Below are 22808 nucleotides of genomic sequence, written 5' to 3' on the forward strand. Positions count from 1 at the left end.
CTCGGCGTGATTTTGTGCCCTCTCGGCGTCAGGGGAGGTAGGCGCCGGCCCGCTTGGTGTGCTCGGACTTCGTCGAGGCGTCCATCTTGTCGTAGTTCGCGGTCACGAAGTACGAGCGGCCGTTCTTCTCGAACACCTCGCGGTGGTCACGCACGAAGGTCCAGTAGAGACCGTCCCAGTCCGCCTGCCAGTCGGCATCGCGACCGTCGTTGCGCTCGACGTCCGACTCCTCCAGACCCGAGCCGTAGTCGCTCATCTTGCGCAGGTAGTTGGAGCCCGACACGTACGGCTTGGTGGTGATCATCGTGCCGGCCGCGAACTGGCTCATGGCGTACACGTTGGGCACCATCACCCAGTCGTAGGCGTCGATGAACATCTCCATGAACCACTCGTAGACCGCGTCCGGGTCCGCACGCAGCAGGCAGGTCGCGTTGCCGAGCACCATGAGCCGCTCGATGTGGTGGGCGTACCCGGACTCCAGCACGTTGCCGATCACGTGGTCGACGGGCGCGAGACCGGTCCTCGCGGTCCACCAGCCCTCGCCGAGCTCGGCCGTGTGGCCGAGGTGGTTGCTCGTCCGCATCGCCCGGCCGCGGGTGACATACGTGGCGCGCATGTACTCCCGCCACCCGATCACCTGGCGGATGAAGCCCTCCAGGGAGTTCAGCGGCACCCCGGGACCGTCGCCGCTGTCGTCGGAGCCGACCTCCACGGCTCGGCGTACGACCTGCTCCGGGTCCAGGAGGCCGATGTTCAGCCCGGGGGTCAGCAGCGAGTGGAACATGAAGCGGTGAGAGGAGTGGAGGGCGTCCTCGTACGGTCCGAAGTCGGTGAACCGCTCGGCGAGGAACTGCTCGAGCCCTGCCTCGGCCTCGTCGTGGCTGGTGGGCCACGCGAAGAGATCGGGGTCGCCGGGGTTGTCGCCGAACGCGTCCTTGACCCAGGAGATGGCCTCGACCACGGCCTCGTGTCGCTCCGAGTCGCCCTCGTCGGAGACCTCGGCGTCACCGGGCCGGTCGACACGTGGCACGTCGTAGCCCTTCGGCAGCTTCTTGCGGTTGTCCTCGTCGAAGGACCACTGGCCGCCGACCGGGGAGGCGTCCTCGCCCGAGCCCTCCACCAGGATGTCGAGGCGCTTGCGCTGCCATTCGTAGAACGCGGCCATCCGGTGCGTCCGGTCGCCGCCGAACCAGTCCTCGACCTGCGCACGGCTGGTGACGAAGTTGGGCGACTCCAACCAGTCCTCCTCGGCGATCTCGAGGTCGAGGTCGGCCAGCGTCGCGACGGTGTTCTGGTGCAGCCAGTCGTCGACGACGTCGTAGCAGCTGACCCGCATCGGCTCGAGCTCCGCGAGCACCTGGCTCAGGCCCGTGGAGGAGTTGCGCCGGCCGTCGGTCTCGACCGTGCCGACGCGGAAGCCCTCCTCCTCCAGGCGCGCCGCGAAACGGCGCATGGAGGCACGGTGGAGCACGAGCTTCTGGGCGTGGAAGCGGTACTGGCGGAAGAACAGGTCGTCCTCGACCAGCACGAAGTAGGTGCCCTCGTCGGCGTCGAGCTGCTCGACGAAGAGCTGGTGCGGGAAGACGAGACGGACGTGTCGGGTGGCCACGGGGGGCCACTACCCAGGAAGCTCCGCGGCAGATCGGTCACGTCCGGCCAGTCGGTGCGCCAGCACGGCGGCCGCCACGCCCGCGACGAGCGGGAGCAGCAAAGCCACGCGCAGGCCGACCAGGTCCGAGACCACGCCGATGAGCGGCGAGGTGACGAGGGACCCGACGCGCAGCAACCAGCCGAGCACCGCGACCCCGGTGCCGTCGCGCAGCCCCTCGACGGTGTCGGCGGCTGCGTACGCCGCGGGGATGAGCGTGGCGCAGCCGAGGCCGCCGAGCGCGAAGCCGAGCATGGCCAGCGGCCAGACCGGGGCCACCACGACGAGCACGGCCCCCAGCGCGATGACCACCCCGCCGGCGCGGGCGACGGCTCCCCGGCCGTGGCGGTCGGTCAGCGGGTCACCGGCCAGGCGTCCGAGGAGCTGGCTGACGAGGGCGACGGCGACGGCCCAGGCCGCGATGCCGGCACCCGCGTCGGTCTCGCGGACGACGAAGAGCACGGACCAGTTGGAGGCGACGTCCTCCACGACCGAGCTCGCGATGGCGATGCCGGCGATGGGCGCGAGTGCCACGAGCCACCGGGCCCGGATCCGCGGTGGCCGTGCAGCAGAATGGTCCGGTGGGGGCGCGGCGGTCTTCGTCCCCTCCCCCTCGGGCACCGTCGAGAGCCTCGCGGCGACCACGGCGACCAGCGCCCACACCGACGCGTTGACGGCGAGCTGCAGGGTCAACGGGATCTGCAGCGCGGCCCCCAGCGCGCCGACGCCCGCGCCCAGCGCAGCACCCAGGCTCCAGGCGGCGTGGAAGGAGTTCATGATCGACCGGCCGTGCCAGCGCTCGACCAGGGCTCCCTGCACGTTCTGCGCCGAGTCGGTGATGCCGTCGGCCGCACCGACCAGCGCGAGCGCGACGACCGCTCCGATGAGCGCGCCGAGTCCCGCCGCGAGCCCGACGGCGGTGGTGCCGAGGGCGATCAGTGCCGTGGCGAGGACCGTCAGTCGCGGGGCGCCGAGACGGCGTACGAGCGGGCCGGCGGACAGCGAGGCCGCGATGGCGCCGAGGGCGGGTGCGACCACCAGCAGGCCGAAGGCCGTGTCGGAGAGCCCGAACGCGTCCTTGACCTCCGGGTACCGCGGCCACAGCGCCGTGAAGATCGCGCCGTTGGTCAGGAACATCAGCGACACCCCGACGCGGGCGCGCACCGGGGTGGAGCCGGCGGTCGGAGGGGGCCGGTGACGGGTGCTGCTCACCGACCCACTCTGTCACCCGGCGAGCGAGCCTCCGAAGATCTGCCACGCCAGCGCCGACTTCGCCACCAGGCTCAGCACCAGGTAGGTCTTCTCACCGAACGCGTACGAGCGCCACGGGCCGACCTTCTTGTACTGCAGCCACTGGTTGATCGCGAAGCTGTTGAAGAAGACGAACAGCGAGATGATGATGCCGTAGACGAAGCCCGGCACGTCGCTGCCCGCACCCACCGTGTTGACCACGATCGCGACCCAGGGCGTGGCGCCGGCGACGCAGCCGAACCAGAACGGCTTCATCGTGGTGTGCGTACGCCCCGGCGGGTTCGCGGCCTCCTGCAGCCAGCCGAAGAGGATCATCGAGATGTTGACCCCGGCGATCGCGATGACGGTGGTGATCGTGGTGATGCCGTTGTAGAAGCCGATGAGCAGCACCATGATCGTGGCGCTGATCGAGTACTCCAGCCACCGGAACCGGTTGATGCCGCGACGCAGGTCCGCCTCGTAGCGACCGCGCAGCACCGTGCCGGTCAGCAGGTGGTCCAGCGCCGCGAGACCGAGGAAGACGGCGATGGCCCAGCCGACGCGTACGTCGAACAGCGCCTCCGGCGCCGGCGGTGCCGTGCCGGGAGGGCCGGTCGGGAACGAGCTGGTGACCGTGATCGCGAAGTCGCTCGCGAGCACCACGATCGCCACGGCCTGGACGGCGTGGAGGACCGTGAGTCCGAGATTCCAGACGCGGAGGTTGGACAGGCGGTCGTCGTCGACACCCGACGCCGTCGTCGCCGGGGCCTCGGGTGAGCCTGCCGTGGCAGCGCGATGGGACATGACTGTGGTGTTCCCCGGGCGGCGACGCCTACGCCGGAGTCCTAGGCCGGGGTGGGCGTACGCGCCTGGTCGTCCGCCTCGAGGCCGCGCCGCTGCTGCCACCCCGGGGGCCCGAAGACGTAGCCGAGCTTGTCGCGAAGCCGGTCGGACGCACGGACGTCGCGGACGATGGCGGCGTACTCGTGCAGCTGCAGCGTCACGATGTTGTAGGTGTCGACAGGCTTCGTGAGGCCGTAGTTGGGCCGCTGCAGCTCGGGCTGGAAGGTGCCGAACATGCGGTCCCAGATGATGAGGACGCCGGCGTAGTTCCTGTCGAGGTACTCCGGGTCACGACCGTGGTGCACGCGGTGGTGCGAGGGGGTGTTGAAGACCGCCTCGATCGGGGCGGGCAGCTTGTCGACCTTCTCGGTGTGCACGAAGAACTGGTAGACGAGGTTGGCCGCGTAGGAGGTGAAGACGATCCACGGCGGCACGCCCAGCAGCGGCAGGGGCAGCCAGACCACGATCTGGGCGGAGTTGTTCCACTTCTGGCGCAGGGCGGTGGAGAAGTTGAAGTACTCGCTGGAGTGGTGCGCCTGGTGCGTGGCCCAGACGAGGCGTACGCGGTGCGCGACCCGGTGCTCCCAGTAGAAGAGGAAGTCGATGCCGAGCAGCGCGAGGACCCACGTCCACACCGAGGTCGAGGAGAGCTGCCACGGCGCGACGTAGGCGAACACGACCGCGTAGAGCAGCAGGGCGAGCGCCTTCCAGGCCGCGCTCGTGGCGACCGACACCACTCCCATCGAGATCGACGCGGTGGCGTCGCGCCGCTCCCAGGCGCCCTTGTCGCGGCGTACGCGTCCGTCCGGCGCGAGCTGCTGCTCGCCCTCGGCGGACTCCTCGAGCTTCCACGCCGCCAGCGCCTCGAGCGCGATGACGACGAGGAAGACGGGCACCGCGAGGGCCACGGGATCGCGCAGGGCGACCGGCAGCGAGTTCCAGAGCTCCGCGATCATGCGCAGCAGCGTAAGTGACCGTCTAGTCACATCGCAAGAGGGTGTGTCGAGTACCCCTAGGATCAGCCGCATGACCGTCAAGCCTCATCTCGGGACCCGGGGCATGCCGCGAGCCGAGCGCGAGAGCGAGATCCTCACCGCTGCGCTGGCCGAGTTCGCCGAGCGCGGCTACCACCAGGTCACGATGGCCTCGGTGGCAGCGCGCGCCGGCGTGTCCAAGCCGCTGGTCCACGCCTACTTCGGCACGAAGGACTCGCTCTACATCCGGTGCGTGGACGACGTCGCCGAGGAGATCCTCGAGGCGGTGACCCCGGTCGTCGACCGTGAGGAGCCGGGCCTGGCGATGGCCCTGGAGACGATGCGCACCGTCTTCGGCACCCTCGAGGGACTGCCGGGACGCTGGATGGTCGTCTACGACCCGCGCATCCCCGCCGACAGCGAGGCCGGGCTCGCCGTCGACAAGGCGCGCAGGCGGCTCACCGAGCTGGGCGCCACCGGCGTCCGCGCGCTGCTGCACGCACGCGGCAACCACGACGAGCTCGACGTGAGCGGCATGAACGCGCTGTGGCAGGCGGTCGTCACCGCCCAGGTGCAGTGGTGGCTCGACCACCCCGAGCAGACTCCCGAGCAGCTCACGGACCGGTTCGGGCGGCTGCTGGTGGCTCTCACGCCATGAGCAGCGCCGACGTACGCCGTCTGCTCCAGCTGGAGCAGAGCATGTACGTGAGCCTGTGGCGCTGGGCCGCCCGCCGGCCCCGACACGGATCCGGCGAGGCGCCGCACGCGTACGCCGGGATGCCGACCCCGATCATCTGGGTCTTCGTCGCGGTGTCCGCCATCGAGATCCCGGTGCTGCACCTGATCCTGCCGTGGACCTGGGCGCAGGTCACGGCGTTGGTCATCGGGGTGTGGGGCCTGGTGTGGATGTTCGGTCTGCTCGCCAGCTACCACCAGCACCCGCACGCGCTCGACAGCGAACGTCTCCGGGTCCGCCAGGGCGCCGTCATCGACGTGGCAGTGCCCTGCTCCACCATCGCACGGGCCACGACCCGGGAGGAGTCCCTCCCCTCGTCGTCGCGGGCGGTGCAGCCGGTCGAGGACGACGACGGGACCCGGTTGCGCATCGGTGTGTCCGGCCGCGTCAACGTGCACGTGCAGCTGAGCCGCCCCACCGAGCTCGACGTCCGCGGCGAGCCGATGACCGTCACCGCGGTGAGCCTGTGGGCTGACGAGCCCCGGGCTCTGGTGACGCAGCTGCGCGAGCGGATCACGACCGCCTGATCGGTGCCGACGCCCGGACGGCCGGCGCTCACCCGGCCGTCACCCGCGACACTCGCGCCGCAGCACCGGCGCCGCCGACTCCGAGCCGCACAGCACGAGCTCAGTGCGCGCCGAGGCGGTGCGCGTACGCCCCCAGGAGCTGTAGTCGACCTCGACGCGCGTGACGGCGCCACCGCCGGGACCGGCGGACATGACCACCAGCAGGTCCTGTGTCGGACCCGTCGAGCCCGCGCGCGAGGACTCGCAGGCAGAGATCTCGCGGTCGACGGGCTCGGTGTACGTGCCCGGGACGGGATCGGCGTCCGCGTACGGCTCCGCGAAGTCGGGAGGTGACCCGGCTGCGGTGCCGATGCCGACCAGCCCGGACTCGCCGAAGTCGGCGGGCGACACCGTGAGCAGCACCGGTCGCGCGTCGACATCGCCGACGGTGCGGATGCGGACGTCCTCGATCACCGCTCCGTCGCCCCGGGTGCACAGCGCTCCCCCGGCCGTGACCGTCCACGGGTCCGCCCCCGCGGGCCGCTCGCTCGCGCTCAGGCCGGCGTACGCGAGCAGTACCCGGTCATCGCCCGGCAGCGGTCCCCACCACCAGAAGGCGGTCGCCGCTGAGGCGAGTGCTGCGAGCGCGACGCCGAGACCGAGGAAGCGCCGACGTCTGGTGCCCGGTCGTCTGCTGCGCGGTGACATGACCCCACCCGAACACACGCCGTGAGATCTGCACAGGACCTTCACACCGCGTGAGCCGCTCCTGCACGCCGACAGGCTTAGCGTCGGCGCATGACCTCACCGCCCTGTGACCCGGACCAGGGACCGGCCCCGGACCCGACCACGCCGGAGGCCCGTCGCGTGCTCGTCGTGGAGGACGACCGCACCATCTCCGAAGCGCTCTGCGACCGGCTGCGGGCCGAGGGGTTCGCCGTCACCCCGGCGTACGACGGCCCCGGTGCGGTGAGTGCCGCCGCCCGGAGCGATCCCGAGGTCGTGCTGCTCGACGTGATGCTGCCCGGCTTCGACGGCCACGAGGTGTGTCGGAGGATCCAGGCCGAGCGACCGGTCCCGGTGCTGATGCTGACCGCACGCGACGACGAGACCGACCTGCTGGTCGGGCTCGGTGTCGGGGCCGACGACTACCTGACCAAGCCGTTCCGGATGCGGGAGGTCGTCGCGCGGGTCCAGGCGCTGCTGCGACGCGTCGACCGCGCCGCCGAGCTCGCCGCGGCAACCGGCGCCCTGCTGCGCGACGGAGACCTCGCCGTCGACCGGGACGCCCGCGAGGTCTCGCGGGGTGGGGAGGCCGTGCACCTGACGCGCACCGAGTTCGACCTGCTCCTGGCACTGATGTCGCGCCCCGGTCAGGTCCACCGCCGCGAGCGTCTGCTGGTCGAGGTGTGGGACTGGGACGCGGCCGGCCTCGACCGCACCGCCACCCGCACCGTCGACTCCCACGTGCGGTCGCTGCGCGCGAAGGTCGGGGCCGAGCGGATCCGCACGGTGACCGGGGTGGGGTACGCCTGGGTCCCCGAGGCGACCGGCCGGTGAGCGCGCTGAGGAGTCCGGGCAGCCTGAGCCTGCGTACGCGCCTGGGGCTCGTCGTGGTCGCCGCCGTGCTGGCGTCCTCGGGGCTCGCCGCGCTCGCCGGCGCCGCGGGTGTCGCCCCACTCGTCGCGGTGCCGGTCGCCCTGGCCCTGGGACTGCTGGTCACCCAGCTGCTGGCCACGGGGCTCGTCGCCCCGCTGCGTCATCTCACTGCCGCCGCGGGGCGGCTGGCGGCCGGGCACCACGGCGTACGCGTCTCGCCCGCCACGACCGGGGCGACGTCGACGGAGGTCGTCGAGCTCACCCGCGCGTTCGACGCGATGGCCGCCGAGCTGGCCGACGTCGACGCGCAGCGCCGCGAGCTGATCGCCAACGTCTCCCACGAGCTGCGTACGCCCGTGGCCGCCCTGCGCGCGGTGCTGGAGAACCTCGCCGACGGGGTCGTGCCCGCGGACCAGCGACGTCTCGACGCTGCGCTGTCCCAGGCCGAGCGGCTCTCCGGGCTGGTCGACGACCTGCTCGACCTGGGAAGGCTGGACGCCGGGCTGGTCCCCCTGCGCCGCGACGAGGTGGCGGTCGACGAGCTCATCGAGGCCGTGCTCGCCGAGGTCCGCGACGCGGACGGGAGCGACGTGGCGCTCGAGGCGGACGTGTCAGCCGACCTCGTCTGGCCCGGCGACCGCGCGCGGCTGCACCAGGCGCTCACCAACCTCGTCGTCAACGCCGTGCAGCACTCACCCGGCGGCGGCCGCGTCGAGGTGTCGGCCCGCATCGATCGGTCGGAGCCGCTCGGGGCCGACGGTCGACTGACAGGCCCACGGCTGGTGTTCGACGTGCGCGACGAGGGGCCGGGCATCGGCGCCGACCGTCGCGAACGGGTCTTCGACCGCTTCGAGACCAGCGCCCCGACCGGGGGCGGCACCGGCCTCGGTCTGGCCATCGCCCGCTGGGTGGCCGTGCTCCACGGCGGCTCGCTGCACGCCGTCGACCCCGACTCCGGCCGCGGCGCCCAGCTGCAGCTGACCCTGCCGCCCCCCACCGATCGACCGACTGCCGAGGAGAACCCGATGCCCCCCACCCAGACGTCGCAGGAGCCCGCCGCGGTTACGTCGGCCTCGCCGGCCACCACGCCCGCACCACCGTCCGGCTCGACCAGCTGGTGGCCGGAGTCACGACCGGAGCCCGCGCCCCGCCTGCTCGGCGCCGCCGCGCTGGTCGGCACCTTCGCGGCACTCGCCGCCGACCACCTCGCCGAGACCACCCTCGCGCAGACCCTGCTGCTGTGGCTGATGACGGCAGTGGCGGCGTGGCCCGTACGCCACCGGCTCGATGCCCTCGATCGTGCGGCGATCGGGCTCGCGGTGGCGCTCGCCGCGGTGCCGGTCGTCCGCGACGCGGAGTGGGTCAGCGCCCTGAGCGTCGTGGCCGCCGGCGGCCTGGTGACGGCGACCGTGGTGGGCGCCCGCACCCTCGCCGGGATCTTCGCCTCCGGCGTCGCGGTGCCCCTGGCAGGACTGCGCGGGCTGCCGTGGGTGGGGCGCAGCGTCGAGTCCGCCGTGGGCCGCACCTCGTGGGCGGCGGCCCGGACCGCGGTCGTCTCGGTGCTGCTGCTGCTCGTCGTGGGTGGTCTCCTCGCCTCCGCAGACGCCGTGTTCGCCGGTGTCGTGGACGCCGTGCTACCGTCGTTCGACCTCGGCGAGACCGTGCCGCGTACGCTCCTGGGGCTCTTCGTGACGGGCCTCGTGCTGGCGGCGGCGTACGCGGCGCTGAACCGTCCCCCGCTGCACCTGCTGGACCGCGACGTCGCCGCACGCCCCCGGTGGGAGTGGCTCGCCCCGGTCGCGCTGGTCGATCTCGTGCTCGCCGTCTTCGTCGTCGGGCAGGCTGCGGCGCTCTTCGGCGGGCAGGCGTTCGTGGCGCGGACGACGGGGCTGACCTACGCCGAGTACGCCCGCTCCGGCTTCGGTCAGATGGTCGCGGTGACCCTCGTGGTGCTCGCGCTGGTGTCGTGGGCGGCGCGTCGCTCCGGTCCGGCGGACCGCACCGTCGCCCGGGTCGCGCTCGGGGTGCTGGTGGCTCTCACCCTGCTCGTGGTGGGCTCGGCGCTGGGACGCATGGCGACGTACGAGGACGCCTACGGACTCACCCGTCTGCGGCTGCTGGTGTTCGTCTTCGAGGGCTGGCTGGGCGCCATGCTGGTGGCCGTGCTCGTCGCCGGCGTGCTGTGGAAGGGGCGGTGGCTCGCCCGCGCAGCACTGCTGTCGGGCGCGGTGGCGCTGCTCGGCCTGGCGGTGGTGAACCCGGACGCCCGGATCGCCGAGCGCAACCTCGAGGTCGAGTCCGTGCGCTTCGACGAGTTCTACCTGCAGCAGCTGTCCTACGACGCGTACGGGGTGCTGCCCCCGGGACTGCGCTACACCTGCGTCCAGGCCGGTGAGTTCGAGGTCGACCTGATCGACGGGTGGCTCGACTGGAACCTGGGGCGCGAGCGTGCCGAGCAGCTCTGCCGCTGACTGCGTGGGTGGAGCTCAGGACAGCTCGTCGATCCGGTCGTCGACGCGGTCCGACACCCCCGGACGGTCGCAGCGAGGCGGGGAGGCCGCCGGGCCGTCGCAGAGCACCATCCCGAGAGGGATGAAGAACCCGCCGGCCTCCGGCTCCTCCCAGCGCAGCTCGAAGCCGGCTGCCGTCTGCGGTCCGTCGTCGGTGCGACGCACCTCGAGGACAGCCTCCGAGCGTCCCTCCGAGCACGGCCTGATGCGACGGTCCTGAGCGGCGACGGGTCGATCTGCCAGCGGCCCGGGCGCGTCGGGCACGGCATTCGGGGGCTCGAAGTCCGCGATCCTGAAGTCGGAGACCTCGAAGCCGTCCGTCGGGAGGTACGGCGTCACGGTGACCGGGCCGGTGCCGCCGGGCACGCAAAAGGATGTGTTGAGATTCGACGTGATGGGCTCGTCGAGCTCTGGCGTCGGGTAGCCGACGGTCGAGGAGTTCCCGCCTCCCAGAAGCTCGACATCGTCTCCCGACCCGCACCCCGACGTCGCGAGCGAGACTCCGGCAAGGAGAAGGGCTGGCAGGAGCCGCGAGTTACGAGGCTGCACACCACCAGCATCGCATTCGCCCGCAGGCTGCGTGGGTGTCACGACGCGCTCGGGCGCGTGCTCGCTCCCACGCAACCCGTGCCGGACCGGTCAGTCCTCCAGCACCGCTCGCAGACGAGCCACCTTCCAGCGCGTCTCGGCCCACTCCTCGGCGACGTCGGAATGCACGGTGACGCCCCCGCCGGTGCCGAGCTCCCAGGTGCCGGCTCCGTCGGTGACCAGCGACCGGATCACCACCCCGAGGTCGGCGCGTCCGTCGGCGGCGAGCCACCCGACGGCGCCTGCGTAGGCGCCCCGCGGGCTCGACTCGACGGTGTCGATGATCTCCATCGTGCGCCGCTTCGGCGCGCCGGTCATCGACCCGGCCGGGAACAGTGCCCGCAGCGCCTGGACCGTCGAGACCTCCCGACGCATCCGCCCGCGGACCGTGGAGACCAGCTGGTGCACGTGCGGGTAGGTCTCGACCTCCATCAGGCCCGGCACCTCGACGCTGCCGACCTCGCTGATGCCGCCGATGTCGTGCCGCAGTAGGTCGGTGACCATGAGGTTCTCCGCCCGGAAGCGCGGGTCGGTGACGAGCCGACGGGCCTCGGCGGCATCGTCCTCCGGCGTCGCCCCCCGCAGGGTCGTCCCCTTGATCGGCTTGGTCTCGACGGTGCGATCGGCGCGGACGACCGCGAAGCGCTCCGGGCTCGAGCTCAGCAGTGCGACGCCGGGGTGGCGCAGGAAGCACGCGTACGGAGCCGGGTTCGCCGCGCGGAGCCGCAGGTAGGCCTCGACCGGGTCGACGTCGCTCTTCAGACGTTCGCGGTAGGTCAGGTTCACCTCGTAAGAGTCACCACGGTGCAGCGCCTCCTGCACGGCGGCGAAGGCGGTGGCGTACCACCCCGGGACCTCTCCCCCCTGCACCTGGGGCGCCGGCCTCGGGTCGGGCAGGCGACCCGGCTCCTCGACGACATGTGTGGTTCGCGCGCGCATCCAGACCGCGTCGGGCACGACCGCGCCGGGGGCCGCCGGCTGCGCAGGGTTCGAGGCGTAGCCGAAATAGCCCACCCACTGCACCTCCGGCGCGTGCTCGGCATCGTGGGCGAGGTGCTCACCGAGCACCGTGAAGACGTCGTCGCCGACGACCTCGTGCGTGTCACCCCGGTGGCGTACGACCTCGCGGCGGGCGGCGTCGTAGGTGAGCGACACGTCGTCGTCCTCGAGCACCCCCAGCACCGAGCGACGTCGGGACCAGTCGCGCGACCCGCCACCGTCGAGCCAGAACAGGCGCGGGTGGTCACCGTGGAGAGCCGCGAGGACGTCGGCGGGGACGGTCACGGCTCGGCCAGGAACGATGCGACGAGGGTGGCGCCGTGCTCGGTGAGGATCGACTCGGGGTGGAACTGCACGCCGTGGAGCGGCAGCTCCCGGTGCCGGACGGCCATCACCGTGCGGTCGGGGCCGTCCTCGGCGTACGCGGTCACGACCAGCTCCTCGGGCACGCGCACGGCCGCCAGCGAGTGGTAGCGCACCACCCTGGACCCCTCGGGCACCTCACGCAGCACCCCCGCCGGCTCACCGGCGTGGCACAGCGCGGCGACCTCGCCGTGCGCCGGGCGTACGCGCCCCACCTCACCACCGAAGGCCACCACCAGCGCCTGCATCCCCAGGCACACCCCGAGCACGGGGACCCCGAGCGCGAAGACACCCGGACCCAGCGCGAAGTCGGTCGCGACAGTCGGGTCGCCGGGCCCGGGTGAGAGCACGAGGTGGGACGCCGGGCCGAGGTCCTCGAGCGCGACCTCGTCGTGCTGCACCACGGTCGGCAGGGTGCCGGTGACCGAGGCGATGAGGTGGGCGAGGTTGAACGTGTACGAGTCGTGGTGGTCGACCAGGAAGACCTCGGGCATGGTCAGCGGTCGACGAGCAGCTCGACGACGAGGTCGTGGATCAGGTCGTAGCCACGCTCGGTGAGGATCGACTCGGCGTGGAACTGGATGCCGCGGAAGTGCGGTCCGCTCACCTGGTGCACGTCGCCGGTGAGCGGGTCGGTGGCCACGCGTACGCCTGCGGGAAGTGACCCCCCGGCGTCCCGGACCCGGCCGACGAAGGTGTTGTAGAACCCCACCCGCTCGACGCGGCCGAAGAGGTCGACCTCGCTCTGGGTGCCCTGGAAGACGATGTCCTTGTACGCCAGCTCGATGCCCAGCCGGTCGCACAGCACCTGGTTGCCCAGGCACACGGCCAGGAAGGGCTGCTGCGTCGCCAGCAGCTCGTCGACCGCGGCCCGGAAGGCGGCGATCTTCGGCACCTCCCCCTCGCGCGGGTCCCCGGGGCCGGGGCCGACGAGCACCAGGTCGTGGCCGTCGAGGCAGCCCGGCTCGTACGCCTCGTGCCGCACGACGGTGGAGGTCATGCCCATCACGGCGAGCACGTGGCGCAGCATGTTCACGAAGTCGTCCTCGCCGTCGAGGATGACCGCGCTCATCCCCTTCAGCTCCGGCGCGGGCGGCGACCCCTGCTGGTCGGTCAGCCAGAACCCCGACAGCCGGCCGTTGCGCTGGGCGAGCGCGGCGACGACGTCGGGGTCCTCGACGAGGTCGCGTACGCCGGCCGCCGGCGCCGCCTTCGGCACCAGACCGAACGCCGACAGGATCCCGCCCGCCTTGGCGTGGGTCTCGGCGACCTCGTAGGCGGGGTCGGAGTCCCGCACCAGCGTCGCCCCGGCGGTGACTGTGAGGTTGCCGTCGAGGTCGACGTCGGCGGTGCGGATGACGATGGGACTGTCCGCGGTCGGCGCCCCGGAGGCGTCGCGACCGAGCAGCGCCAGCGCGGAGGCGTAGTAGCCGCGGCCCTCCGACTCGTACCGCTTGATCAGCCGGCACGCGTTCTCCACCGGCGACCCGGTGACGGTGGCGGCGTACATGGTGTCGCGCAGCACCGCGCGGACGTCGCGGGTGGTGCGGCCGGCGAGGAGGTACTCGGTGTGCACCAGGTGCGTCATCGGCTTCAGGAACGGCCCGAGCACCTGGCCGCCCTCGGAGCAGACGTCGCACATCATCTTCAGCTCCTCGTCGACGACCATGAAGAGCTCGTAGATCTCCTTCTCGTCGGCCAGGAAGTCCAGCAGCGCCTGCTTGCGCTCGGCCTCCGCCAGGCCCTTGAGCCGGAAGGTGCCGGAGATCGGGTTCATCCGCACGTCGCCGCCGGTGACGCTGACGTGACGCTCGGGGCTCGCCCCGACGAGGAAGCGGTCGCCGGTGAAGAAGCAGTAGGTCCAGTACGCCCCGCGCTCGCTCTGCAGCAGCCGGCGCAGCACGGTGAGAGCCTGCTGGGCGCCCCAGTCGGCGAGCCGGGCGCGGTAGTGCCGGCCGACGACGAGGTTGGCCCCCTCACCGTTGCCGATCTCCTCGTCGATGATCTGGCGCACGACCTCGGCGTACGCGTCGTCGTCGGTCTCGAACCCGCCCTCGTCGGCGAAGGTCACGGGCACGTCGGGCAGGGCGGCGAGCAGGTCGGCCAGGGGCACCTCGTGCTCGGTCGCGGCCTCGACCACCACGAGCGGGGTGCCGTCGTCGTGCGCCTCGAACCCGCGCTCACGCACCTGCCGGAACGGCACCGCGACCAGGTGGTCGAACCGTTTGCCGGCCGGCGGGGGGCCGTCGAGCAGGGGGACGTCCATCAGGGAGGCGACCTCGTGCCGCGGTCCGCCGACCAGCGTCACGGTCGGGGCGTCCTGGAGGCGTACGACAGCCCAGGCCTCGCAGCCCGCCAGCTCCTCGAGCAGGACGGAGGCGTCTGGCTGCGCGGTCATGCCGGAACGCTACTTGCCCGCGACCTCACGTGGTCGCGCCGGTCACGGCAGCAGCGCGACCCGCTGACCGGGCAGACCGTCGGGAGCCTCCTCGGCCACCTGGAACGCGACCCGTCCCTGAGCCACCGCCACCGAGTAGCGGGCCGAGGAGTCCCCGAGGCTCAGCAGCTGGTCGGTGGCGCGGTCGTAGACGTACCCGCCGACCGGCTCCTGCGCCGCGCCGGCGAAGCCCCAGGCCACGAGACGTCGCCCGGCCGCCGCGTACACGAACCCTCCGGCTGGTGGCCCGACCACGACACGGGGCCGGTCGTCGTCGGCGCCGTCGAAGAGGATCGCGCGGGTCGGCTCCTGCGGCGGGGTCTCGAGCAGCACGTAGCCGGAGTCGGCGCCCGCGAAGCCCGTCACGGTGCCGACCGACGCCGGCAGCGGCACGGGGTCGCCGTCGGGGGTCAGGTCCGCCCCGACCTCGACGAGCGAGACGACCTGCTGGTCGTCCCCGGCCTCCGTGACGTCGCGGGCGAGCAGCGCGAACCCGCGGGGGCCCGCAGTGGGGTAGGCCGCGTCCCGGCGTACGAGCGTGGGCTCGCACTCGGAGACGGTGCAGCCGAGGACGTCCGTACGCACCGGACCGCCGTCCTCGCCCGCCGCGGCCTGTGACCACAGCACGGTGTCGGCCCGCAGCACGAGCCCGAAGAGTCCCGCGACCGGGGGCGCGTCGGCGCCGTCGACCTCGGGCGAGGCGGCCAGCTCGGTCGTCTCGCCGCTGCTGGTCGACCAGCTGTAGATCCGGAAGGGGCGCGACGCCGCGTCGGTCGAGGTGGTCTCCTGCCACACCACCGTGCCGGCGTCGTAGGAGGCGGAGTAGATCTGGGCCGGTGCCGGGCGCTCGGCGTCCTCTCCGACGACCCGCCGAGTGCGTACGCCGCCCTCCCCGGACCGGACGAGGATGCCGATCTGCTGCTGCGTCAAGGCTTCACCCGGGCCTCGCTCGGGGGCGTCCTCGGGGGTGAGGGCGTACACCTCGACCCAGCCCGCGGCGGCGGCCTCGGCCTCGGTCGTCTCCTCCAGGTCGCCGTCGGTCGTGGGCGCGGACTCGTCGACCTGCGGCGACATCGTCAACAGCTGCGCACGCCAGCCCGGGAACGCCATGTCCTGGGAGATCACGTCGGCCGCTGCCTCGGTCACCGGTTGTGCCGTGCTGACGTCGAGGTCGGTGGGCGGTGGACCCGAGGCCTCGGGGCCGTCCGGATTGCGGGTCGCGGGGGAACCGGCGGGACGGTCGGCGCCCGCGGGGCCCTGGCTGGACTCCGTCAACACCAGGAGCGTCGGGACGGCGATCAGGGCGAGCACGAGGAAGCCGGCCATGATCGCGAGCACCGGGTGGTCACGCAGGTCGGGCAGTCGGCGGGCCATCCGGTCATCCTGACAGCACCCGGGGCCCGCGCAACCTTGACAGTGTCACTGTCATCGTCGACGGTGGGGCCCATGACGCCCAGCTCACGCGCCTCCGCGTCCACGGCTCACAGGCTCCAAGACCACCCGCCCCGTGAGCTGCCACCGTCGAGGCGCGAGGAGCGCGGGTGGCCCGTCGTGGGGGCGTTCCCGGCCTACCTGCGCGACCCCGAGGGCTTCCTGCGCCGCCAGTACGACCGCCACGGACCCGTCTCGGTGCGACCGATGATCGGCGGCGACTGGGTCTTCCTGCTCGGTCCCGACGCCTCGCAGGCCGCCCTCACCAACCGCGACAAGGCCCTGGCCAACGAACCGGCCTGGGGGTTCCTGGTCGGACCGTTCTTCGCCGGCGGGCTGATGCTGCTCGACGGCGCCGAGCACCTGACGCAGCGGCGCCTCATGCAGGCGGCCTTCACCCGTGACCGGCTCGAGGGCTACACCGCCGCCATGCACCCGATCGTCGACGCGGCGCTCGACCGGTGGCAGACCGGCGAAGGGTTCCTGGCCCACCCGGCGCTCAAGGAGCTCACCCTCGACATCGCGGCCCGCACCTTCATGGGCGGCGCCGACCGTCACAGCGGCGACGCGATGGACCAGGTCAACGCCGACTTCATCGCCTGCGTGCAGGCCGCCACCGCGCTGGTGCGTCGTCCGCTGCCGGTGGGGCGGTGGGGACGCGGCGTACGCGCCCGGCGTCGGCTCGAGACCTTCCTGCGCGGCTACCTCGCCGAGCACCGCGACGCCCCGGGCGACGACCTGTTCTCCGCCCTGTGCCAGGCGCGCGACGAGGACGGGCTCGCGTTCACCGACGAGCAGGTCGTCGACCACATGGTCTTCCTCATGATGGCCGCCCACGACACCTCCACGAGCACGCTGTCGGCGATGCTGCAGTTCCTCGGTCAGCACCCCGAGTGGCAGGAGCGGTGCCGCGAGGAGGTGCTGTCCCTGCCGGAGCGACCCGGGGCTGACGACCTGGACTCGCTCAGCGCGATCGACCTGGTGATGAAGGAGACCCTGCGGCTGCGGCCACCGGTGCCCGTCGTGGTGCGGCGGGCCATGAAGGAGACGCGCATCCTGGGCGTACGGATCCCCGCCGGCGCGAACGTCACGGTCTCGACGCTCTTCACCCACCTCATGCCCGAGCTGTGGACCGACCCCGAGCGCTTCGACCCCGACCGCTTCGGCCCCGACCGCCGCGAGGACGCCGCGCACCGCTTCGCCTGGGAGCCCTTCGGCGGGGGCGTGCACAAGTGCCTCGGCATGGGCTTCGCCGGGCTCGAGATCAAGGCGGTGCTGTGCCACCTGCTGCGGCGCTTCGAGGTGCACGTCGACCCGGCGTACGAGGCCCCGCTGGACTTCCGCTCGCTCCCCTTCCCCCGCGACGGCCAACCCGTCGACCTGCGCCCACGACCCCGCCGCGACCCCGAGGAGATCTCACGATGAGCACGAGCAGGAAACTCGACGGACTCTCCGTCGTCATCACCGGCGGCGGACGCGGCATCGGCGCCGCCACGGCCGAGCGGCTGCTGCGCGCGGGGTGCCGGGTGGCGCTGGGCGACAAGGACCCCACCGCCCTGGAGGACACGCGGACGCGTCTCGCCGCCGCCCACCCCGGACGGGTCACCGCAGCCGAGCTCGACGTGACCGACCGGGACAGCTGGGAGGGGTTCCGGTCGGCGATCTCCACGCAGGGGGTCGACCGGGTCGACGTGCTGGTGAACAACGCGGGGATCATGCCGCTCGGTCCGGCCCTGGAGGAGTCCGACGAGGTGACCGCGGCGATCGTGGCGGTGAACCTCTTCGGGGTCGTCCACGGCGTGAAGACCTTCGCGCCGTCGATGGTCGAAGGCGGTGCGGGGTCGATCGTCAACGTCGCCTCGGCGGTCGGACGGCTGCCCCTGGCCGGGGGCGCGACGTACTCGGCCTCGAAGTTCGCCGTCGTGGGCTATTCCGAGGCGCTGCGCGCCGAGCTCGAGCCGACCGGCGTCACCGTGTCGACGGTGCTGCCCACCATCGTGAAGACCGAGCTGTCGGTCGGTGTGCCCGCGACGGTCGGGGTGAAGCCGGTGACCGCGGAGCAGGTCGCCGAGGTGGTCGAGCACGCGATCGTCTCCGGAGCGCCGGAGCTGTGGGTGCCTCGCTGGGCGCAGTCCCTGGGACGGACGTCGCACGTGCTGCCCCGCGCCGGGCAGCGCCTGCTGGCGAGGCTGACCCGAGCCGACCGTGCGTTGGCCGACGCGGACGCCTCCGCGCGCCGGGCGTACGAGGAGCGCGCCCGAGGGTAGGAGGGATGCGCCTGCCCGGTGCGCGACCGGGCTCACGAGAGGACGCCCCGATGAGTGAACTGCACGTCGTCGCCACCATCCCCGCCAAGGCCGGGTCCGAGGAGTCGATCAGGGCGGCCCTCACCGAGCTGGTCGAGGCCACCCGCACCGAGGAGGGCTGCGTCTCCTACGACCTCTACGAGTCACAGGCCGCCCCGGGCACCTTCGTGACCGTGGAGGTGTGGCGTGACCAGGAGGCGCTGGACTCCCACATGCAGAGTCCGCACGTGCAGCGGGCGTTCGCCGCTGCCGGTGACCACCTGGGCGGCGAGGTCGCGATCCACCCGCTCACGACCGTCGCCTGACGCCTCGTCGGTTCAGCGCACGAGCACGACGACGAGCGTGCGGGGTCCGTGGACGCCCTCGACACGGTCCAGCTCGATGTCGCTGGTGGCGGAGGGGCCGCTGATCCAGGTCTGCGGCCGCGTCGGGTCGAGCGTGGCGACGGCCTCGGGCACCGACTCGACCACCTGGTCGGCGCGGACGACGCAGACGTGGCGGTCCGGCACCAGGGTGATCGCGCGGCGTCCCTGGTCGGCGGCGTGGTCGAGGACGATCGTCCCGGTCTCGGCGATGCCGACTCGGGCTGCGGTGACGACGGCGTACGCCGCGTCCAGGTCGGCGGCGCTCACGCGCTGCTCCGGGCGGTCGACCACGGTCGCGGTCCCGCCGAGGTCGAGATCGAGCCCCGGGGGGAGCACGACGGCGCCGTCCGCATCGGTCAGCTGCGCGCGTACGGTCGCCGCGACCTCGTCGGCGCGGCAGGTGACGACCTCCGCGCGGTAGTCGGCGACCCGCTCGACGAACAGGTCCAGCACGGCCTGAGGATCCAGGTCCTGCGTACGCCGATAGCCGCGGTCGACCGGTGCGACCTCGGGCGCCGAGGCCGTCGCCGCTCGGACGGCGGCCAAGATGTCCTCCCGCGCGCTCACGAGCGACCACCGTCGGTGCGCTCCCACCAGGCGCGGAACGACTCCGCCGGTGGCGCGGGGGCGTCCCGGGCGTCGGTCCAGGCACGACCGGGGCCGGGCGCGCTCCGCAGTGCGGACCGTCCACCGGGCAGGGTGACGGACCCGAGGCGCGACACCGCCCGTCCCGCGAGACCCGACGCCTGCTCCAGCGCGCCGAGCCGCCGCGGGGACCCGAAGGCCGCCCCGACCGCCTTCATCGCCAGGGCCTCGGCCGAGGGCCGCTTGCCGCGCTTCGCGTCCACGACCGCCCGCCGCTGGTCGACCAGCACCGAGGGGATGTCGATGGCCACCGGGCACACCTCGTAGCAGGCACCGCAGAGCGTCGAGGCGTACGGCAGCGAGTCGACCTGCGGGTCCTCACCGACGCCGCGGAGGAGCGGGTTGAGGATCGCGCCGATCGGCCCGGGGTAGACCGATCCGTACGCGTGCCCGCCGACGCGTTCGTAGACCGGGCACACGTTCATGCATGCCGAGCAGCGGATGCAGCGCAGCGCCTGACGGCCGACCTCGTCGGCCAGCGCCCGCGTACGCCCGTTGTCGAGCAGCACCACGTGCACCTCACGGGGGCCGTCGCCGTCGGTGACCCCGGTCCACGTCGAGGTGTACGGGTTCATGCGCTCGCCGGTCGAGGACCGCGGCAGTGTCTGCAGCAGCACATCGAGGTCCTCCCAGGTCGGCACGACCTTCTCGATGCCGACGACGCTGACGAGCACCTCGGGCATCGTGAGGCACATCCGGCCGTTGCCCTCGGACTCGACGACGACGAGCGTGCCGGTCTCGGCGACGGCGAAGTTGGCGCCGGAGACCCCGACCTTCGCGCGCAGGAACTTTTCGCGCAGGTGCAAGCGTGCGGCCTCGGCCAGGCGACGCGGGTCGTCGGTGAGGTCGTCGGGTGCGGCGCGGCCGGCGTCGGCCATGCGACGGCGGAAGATGTCCAGGATCTCGGCCCGGTTGCGGTGGATCGCCGGGACGAGCACGTGGCTGGGCAGGTCGTCTCCGAGCTGCACGATGAGCTCGGCGAGGTCGGTCTCCCAGGCAGCGATGCCCTCGTCGGCGAGGTGCTCGTTGAGCTCGATCTCGGCGGTGGCCATCGACTTGACCTTCACGACCTCGTCGACGTCGTGCGTACGCGCGACGGAGGCGACGATCGCGCAGGCCTCGGCGGCGTCGCGCGCCCAGTGGACGGTCGCGCCGGCCGCGGTGAGGCGTCGCTCGAGCAGCTCGAGGTGATCGGCGAGGTCGTGCAGGGCGGTGTCCTTGATCGCCGCGCCGGCCAGCCGGAGGTCCTGCCAGGTGCCGGCGTCCTCGAGCTCGCCGACGACCTTCGCGCGCTTGTCGCGGATGGTCGCGGTGGCGTGGGCGAGGTTGCGGCGCAGCACGGTGTCGCCGAGCTTCTCGCGGGCGGCCTCGGGGAAGGCGGGCATGCCGACGAAGGTGGCCATCAGCGGGCTCCCCCGTCACTGCCTTCGGTGCTCGCCAGGATCTCGGCGAGGTGCATGGTGCGTACGCCCGATCGCTGTCGGCTGAGCAGCCCCCCGATGTGCATCAGGCAGGAGGAGTCGCCGGCAACGAGCACCTCGGCGCCGGTGTCGCGTACGTGCCGCGCCTTGTCCGAGCCCATCGCGACGGAGGTGTCGGCGTTCTTCGTGGCGAAGGTGCCTCCGAACCCGCAGCACTCCTCGGCGCGGGGCAGCTCGACGAGGTCGATGCCGCGCACCTTCTCGAGCAGCCGGCGCGGCCGGTCGCCGACGCCGAGCAGACGCAGGGAGTGGCAGGTGGGGTGGTAGGTCACACGATGCGGGAACGACGCCCCGACGTCGGTCACCCCGAGCACGTCGACGAGGAACTCGGTGAGCTCGTACGTGCGTGGCGCGATCGACTCGACCGTGTCGAGGAGCACGGTGTCACCGGTGCGCCGGGCGACGTCGGCGGCCTGGTGGCGTACGGACCCGGTGCACGACCCCGAGGGGACGACGACGGCCTCGTAGCCGTCGAACGCGGTCGCCACCTGCCTCACCGCGGGCACCGCTTCGTCGTAGTACCCGGTGTTGACCATGGGCTGGCCGCAGCACGTCTGGGCGGCGGGGAACTCCACGTCGACCCCCAACCGACGCAGCAGCCGCACGGTCGCCTTGCCGACGTCCGGGAACATCGCGTCGTTGACGCAGGTGACCATCAGCGCGACCCTCACGCGCCCACCTTCCCCGAGCGGGACCGCTCCGCCAAGGGCTGCGGCATCCAGGTCCGCAGCGGCTGGGTCCGGGCGACCAGGTCGCGGAGCGACTCCAGCGACCCGCGCAGCGCGCCGGCCGCACGTCCTTGAGCCAGCACGTTGCCGATGGCGGTGGCCTCGACCGGTCCGGCGACGACCGGCACACCGGCGCGGTCGGCCAGCAGTCGGCACAGGAGCTCGTTGCGGGACCCGCCCCCGACCACATGGATGCGGTCGACGTCGACCCCGGCCAGCTCGCCGGCCGCGCGCGCCGCTCCGGCGAACGCGTCGGCGAGGCTCGCGACGACGGCGTGAACGACCTCCGCCTGCCCCGCCGGAGCACGTACGTCGTGCTCGTGGCACCACGCGGCGATCCGTGCGGGCATGTTGCCGGGGCGTACGAAGCGCGGGTCCTGCACGTCGAAGAGCGTCGGCTCGACGCCCGCGTCGTGCCGGGCGGACGCCTCGGCCAGAAGACGCTGCAGCACCTCACCGGTGCCGTCCGCACCCCACGAGCGAAGGGTCTCGGAGAGCAGCCAGGTGCCCATCACGTTGGTCAGGAAGCGGGTGCGGCCGTCCACGCCGCGTTCGTTGGTGAAGTTCGCGTCCCGCGCGGCCTCGGAGAGCACCGGGGCACCCGTCTCGACGCCGACCAGTCCCCAGGTGCCGCAGGAGACGTACGCGGCACCCGGCTCGGTCATCGGCACGCCGAGCACTGCCGAGGCGGTGTCGTGCGAAGCGACGCTGACGACCACCGCGTCGGTCGGGACCTCGGCCCGCACCGCGGGTCGCAACCGCCCCAGCCGGGTTCCCGGATCCACCAGGTGCGGGAAGAGGCTGGTGGCGAGGCCCAGGCGCTCGACGAGCTCGGTGTCCCACTCGCCCGTGGTGACGTCGAGCAACCCGGTGGTGGACGCGTTGGTGCGTTCCGCGACCTGCTGACCGCACAGCCACCAGCCGAGCAGATCGGGCACGAGCAGCGCCCTGTCGGCGCACGCCACCAGCGGGTCCACCGCGAGCTGGTGCACCGTGGTGAAGTCCAAGTGCTGCAACCCGCTGCGCGCGAAGTGCTCCTCGCGCGTCACCACCTGGCGCACCCGCTCCACGCCCCCTGCACTGCGCTCGTCGCGGTAGTGGAACGGCTGGCCGAGCAACCGGTCGCCGCGCAGCAGCCCGTAGTCGATCGCCCAGCTGTCGATGCCGATGCTCGTGAGCCCCGTCGGCCCGCTCGCCGACTCGGCGGCCGCGAGCCCCTGCACCGAGCGCCGGTAGAGCTCGAGGACGTTCCAGTGCAGGCCGTCTGGCAGACGTACGGGCGTGTTCTCGAATCGCGCGACGGCGTCGAGATCGAGGCGGTCGGCGCCCACGCGGGCGTGGATCACCCGACCCGAGGAAGCGCCGAGGTCGACGGCAGCGACCTCGACGTCCCTCAGGGCCGGACGCTGTCGCGTGGTG

21 protein-coding genes are annotated in these 22808 nt (G+C 72.7%); 7 read left to right on the forward strand and 14 right to left on the reverse strand.

Annotated features, from left to right (window positions below; translation table 11 throughout):
* Positions 1 to 28: 28 nt before the first annotated feature.
* The 4 genes from KLP28_05830 to KLP28_05845 are packed head-to-tail and all read right to left on the reverse strand — an operon-like array spanning position 29 to position 4677.
* Complete coding sequence (locus KLP28_05830; protein QWC86219.1) at positions 29 to 1609, reverse strand: cryptochrome/photolyase family protein; 1581 nt, start codon at positions 1607 to 1609, stop codon at positions 29 to 31.
* 9 nt (positions 1610 to 1618) lie between these two features.
* A complete protein-coding gene (locus KLP28_05835; protein ID QWC86220.1) occupies positions 1619 to 2860 on the reverse strand; it encodes an MFS transporter in 1242 nt (413 codons plus the stop codon).
* Between the two features lie 12 nt (positions 2861 to 2872).
* The gene (gene heR, locus KLP28_05840) at positions 2873 to 3682 is read right to left on the reverse strand and encodes a heliorhodopsin HeR (protein ID QWC86221.1); all 810 of its coding nucleotides are present in this window, start codon (positions 3680 to 3682) and stop codon (positions 2873 to 2875) included.
* Between the two features lie 41 nt (positions 3683 to 3723).
* Positions 3724 to 4677 (reverse strand): sterol desaturase family protein, encoded by a 954-nt coding sequence (locus KLP28_05845; protein ID QWC86222.1) that lies wholly within the window; start codon positions 4675 to 4677, stop codon positions 3724 to 3726.
* Positions 4678 to 4747: 70 nt separating this feature from the next.
* Here KLP28_05845 and KLP28_05850 point away from each other — a divergent pair, with 70 nt between their 5' ends.
* The gene (locus tag KLP28_05850; GenBank protein QWC86223.1) at positions 4748 to 5353 is read left to right on the forward strand and encodes a TetR/AcrR family transcriptional regulator; all 606 of its coding nucleotides are present in this window, start codon (positions 4748 to 4750) and stop codon (positions 5351 to 5353) included.
* Positions 5350 to 5958, forward strand: coding sequence for a hypothetical protein (locus KLP28_05855; protein ID QWC86224.1), 609 nt, complete (start codon positions 5350 to 5352; stop codon positions 5956 to 5958). The genes KLP28_05850 and KLP28_05855 overlap by 4 nt, the downstream gene beginning before the upstream one ends.
* A 39-nt stretch (positions 5959 to 5997) precedes the next feature.
* On the opposite strand, the gene KLP28_05860 is transcribed toward KLP28_05855, so the two are convergent.
* Entirely contained in the window at positions 5998 to 6645 is a 648-nt protein-coding gene (locus tag KLP28_05860; protein ID QWC86225.1) for a hypothetical protein, read from the reverse strand.
* A gap of 90 nt (positions 6646 to 6735) precedes the next feature.
* Here KLP28_05860 and KLP28_05865 point away from each other — a divergent pair, with 90 nt between their 5' ends.
* Entirely contained in the window at positions 6736 to 7497 is a 762-nt protein-coding gene (locus KLP28_05865; GenBank protein QWC86226.1) for a response regulator transcription factor, read from the forward strand.
* On the forward strand, positions 7494 to 10007 hold the full coding sequence (locus KLP28_05870) for a DUF4173 domain-containing protein (protein QWC86227.1): 2514 nt from the start codon (positions 7494 to 7496) through the stop codon (positions 10005 to 10007). Before KLP28_05865 ends, KLP28_05870 begins: the two co-directional genes overlap by 4 nt.
* A 15-nt stretch (positions 10008 to 10022) precedes the next feature.
* Here the strand turns inward: KLP28_05870 and KLP28_05875 are convergent, their stop codons facing one another.
* The 5 genes from KLP28_05875 to KLP28_05895 form a co-directional block, all read right to left on the reverse strand.
* Positions 10023 to 10412 (reverse strand): hypothetical protein, encoded by a 390-nt coding sequence (locus tag KLP28_05875; protein ID QWC86228.1) that lies wholly within the window; start codon positions 10410 to 10412, stop codon positions 10023 to 10025.
* Positions 10413 to 10685: 273 nt separating this feature from the next.
* Positions 10686 to 11918: an anthranilate synthase component I family protein gene (locus KLP28_05880; protein ID QWC86229.1), complete on the reverse strand. Its 1233-nt coding sequence runs from the start codon at positions 11916 to 11918 to the stop codon at positions 10686 to 10688.
* On the reverse strand, positions 11915 to 12490 hold the full coding sequence (locus KLP28_05885; protein QWC86230.1) for an aminodeoxychorismate/anthranilate synthase component II: 576 nt from the start codon (positions 12488 to 12490) through the stop codon (positions 11915 to 11917). The genes KLP28_05880 and KLP28_05885 overlap by 4 nt, the downstream gene beginning before the upstream one ends.
* Before the next feature lie 2 nt (positions 12491 to 12492).
* Complete coding sequence (locus KLP28_05890; protein QWC86231.1) at positions 12493 to 14394, reverse strand: anthranilate synthase family protein; 1902 nt, start codon at positions 14392 to 14394, stop codon at positions 12493 to 12495.
* Positions 14395 to 14436: 42 nt separating this feature from the next.
* A complete protein-coding gene (locus tag KLP28_05895; GenBank protein ID QWC86232.1) occupies positions 14437 to 15807 on the reverse strand; it encodes a hypothetical protein in 1371 nt (456 codons plus the stop codon).
* A gap of 72 nt (positions 15808 to 15879) precedes the next feature.
* Between KLP28_05895 and KLP28_05900 the strand changes: the two genes are divergently transcribed.
* The 3 genes from KLP28_05900 to KLP28_05910 are packed head-to-tail and all read left to right on the forward strand — an operon-like array spanning position 15880 to position 18475.
* Complete coding sequence (locus KLP28_05900; protein QWC86233.1) at positions 15880 to 17289, forward strand: cytochrome P450; 1410 nt, start codon at positions 15880 to 15882, stop codon at positions 17287 to 17289.
* Positions 17286 to 18131, forward strand: a complete 846-nt coding sequence (locus KLP28_05905) for an SDR family NAD(P)-dependent oxidoreductase (protein QWC86234.1) — start codon at positions 17286 to 17288, stop codon at positions 18129 to 18131. The genes KLP28_05900 and KLP28_05905 overlap by 4 nt, the downstream gene beginning before the upstream one ends.
* 50 nt (positions 18132 to 18181) lie before the next feature.
* Positions 18182 to 18475: an antibiotic biosynthesis monooxygenase gene (locus KLP28_05910; GenBank protein ID QWC86235.1), complete on the forward strand. Its 294-nt coding sequence runs from the start codon at positions 18182 to 18184 to the stop codon at positions 18473 to 18475.
* Between the two features lie 12 nt (positions 18476 to 18487).
* On the opposite strand, the gene KLP28_05915 is transcribed toward KLP28_05910, so the two are convergent.
* Genes KLP28_05915 through KLP28_05930 form a run of 4 tightly spaced genes read right to left on the reverse strand, consistent with a single transcriptional unit; the run spans position 18488 to position 22786 of the window.
* Positions 18488 to 19102, reverse strand: a complete 615-nt coding sequence (locus KLP28_05915) for an LUD domain-containing protein (GenBank protein QWC86236.1) — start codon at positions 19100 to 19102, stop codon at positions 18488 to 18490.
* Positions 19099 to 20583 carry a lactate utilization protein gene (locus KLP28_05920; GenBank protein ID QWC86237.1) on the reverse strand — a complete coding sequence of 495 codons (1485 nt, stop codon included), beginning with the start codon at positions 20581 to 20583 and terminating at the stop codon, positions 19099 to 19101. The genes KLP28_05915 and KLP28_05920 overlap by 4 nt, the downstream gene beginning before the upstream one ends.
* Positions 20583 to 21317 (reverse strand): (Fe-S)-binding protein, encoded by a 735-nt coding sequence (locus KLP28_05925; GenBank protein QWC86835.1) that lies wholly within the window; start codon positions 21315 to 21317, stop codon positions 20583 to 20585. Before KLP28_05925 ends, KLP28_05920 begins: the two co-directional genes overlap by 1 nt.
* Positions 21318 to 21328: 11 nt before the next feature.
* A complete protein-coding gene (locus tag KLP28_05930) occupies positions 21329 to 22786 on the reverse strand; it encodes a rhamnulokinase (GenBank protein QWC86836.1) in 1458 nt (485 codons plus the stop codon).
* Positions 22787 to 22808: the final 22 nt, after the last annotated feature.

Source organism: Nocardioidaceae bacterium (assembly GCA_018672315.1).
GTDB lineage: Bacteria > Actinomycetota > Actinomycetes > Propionibacteriales > Nocardioidaceae > TYQ2.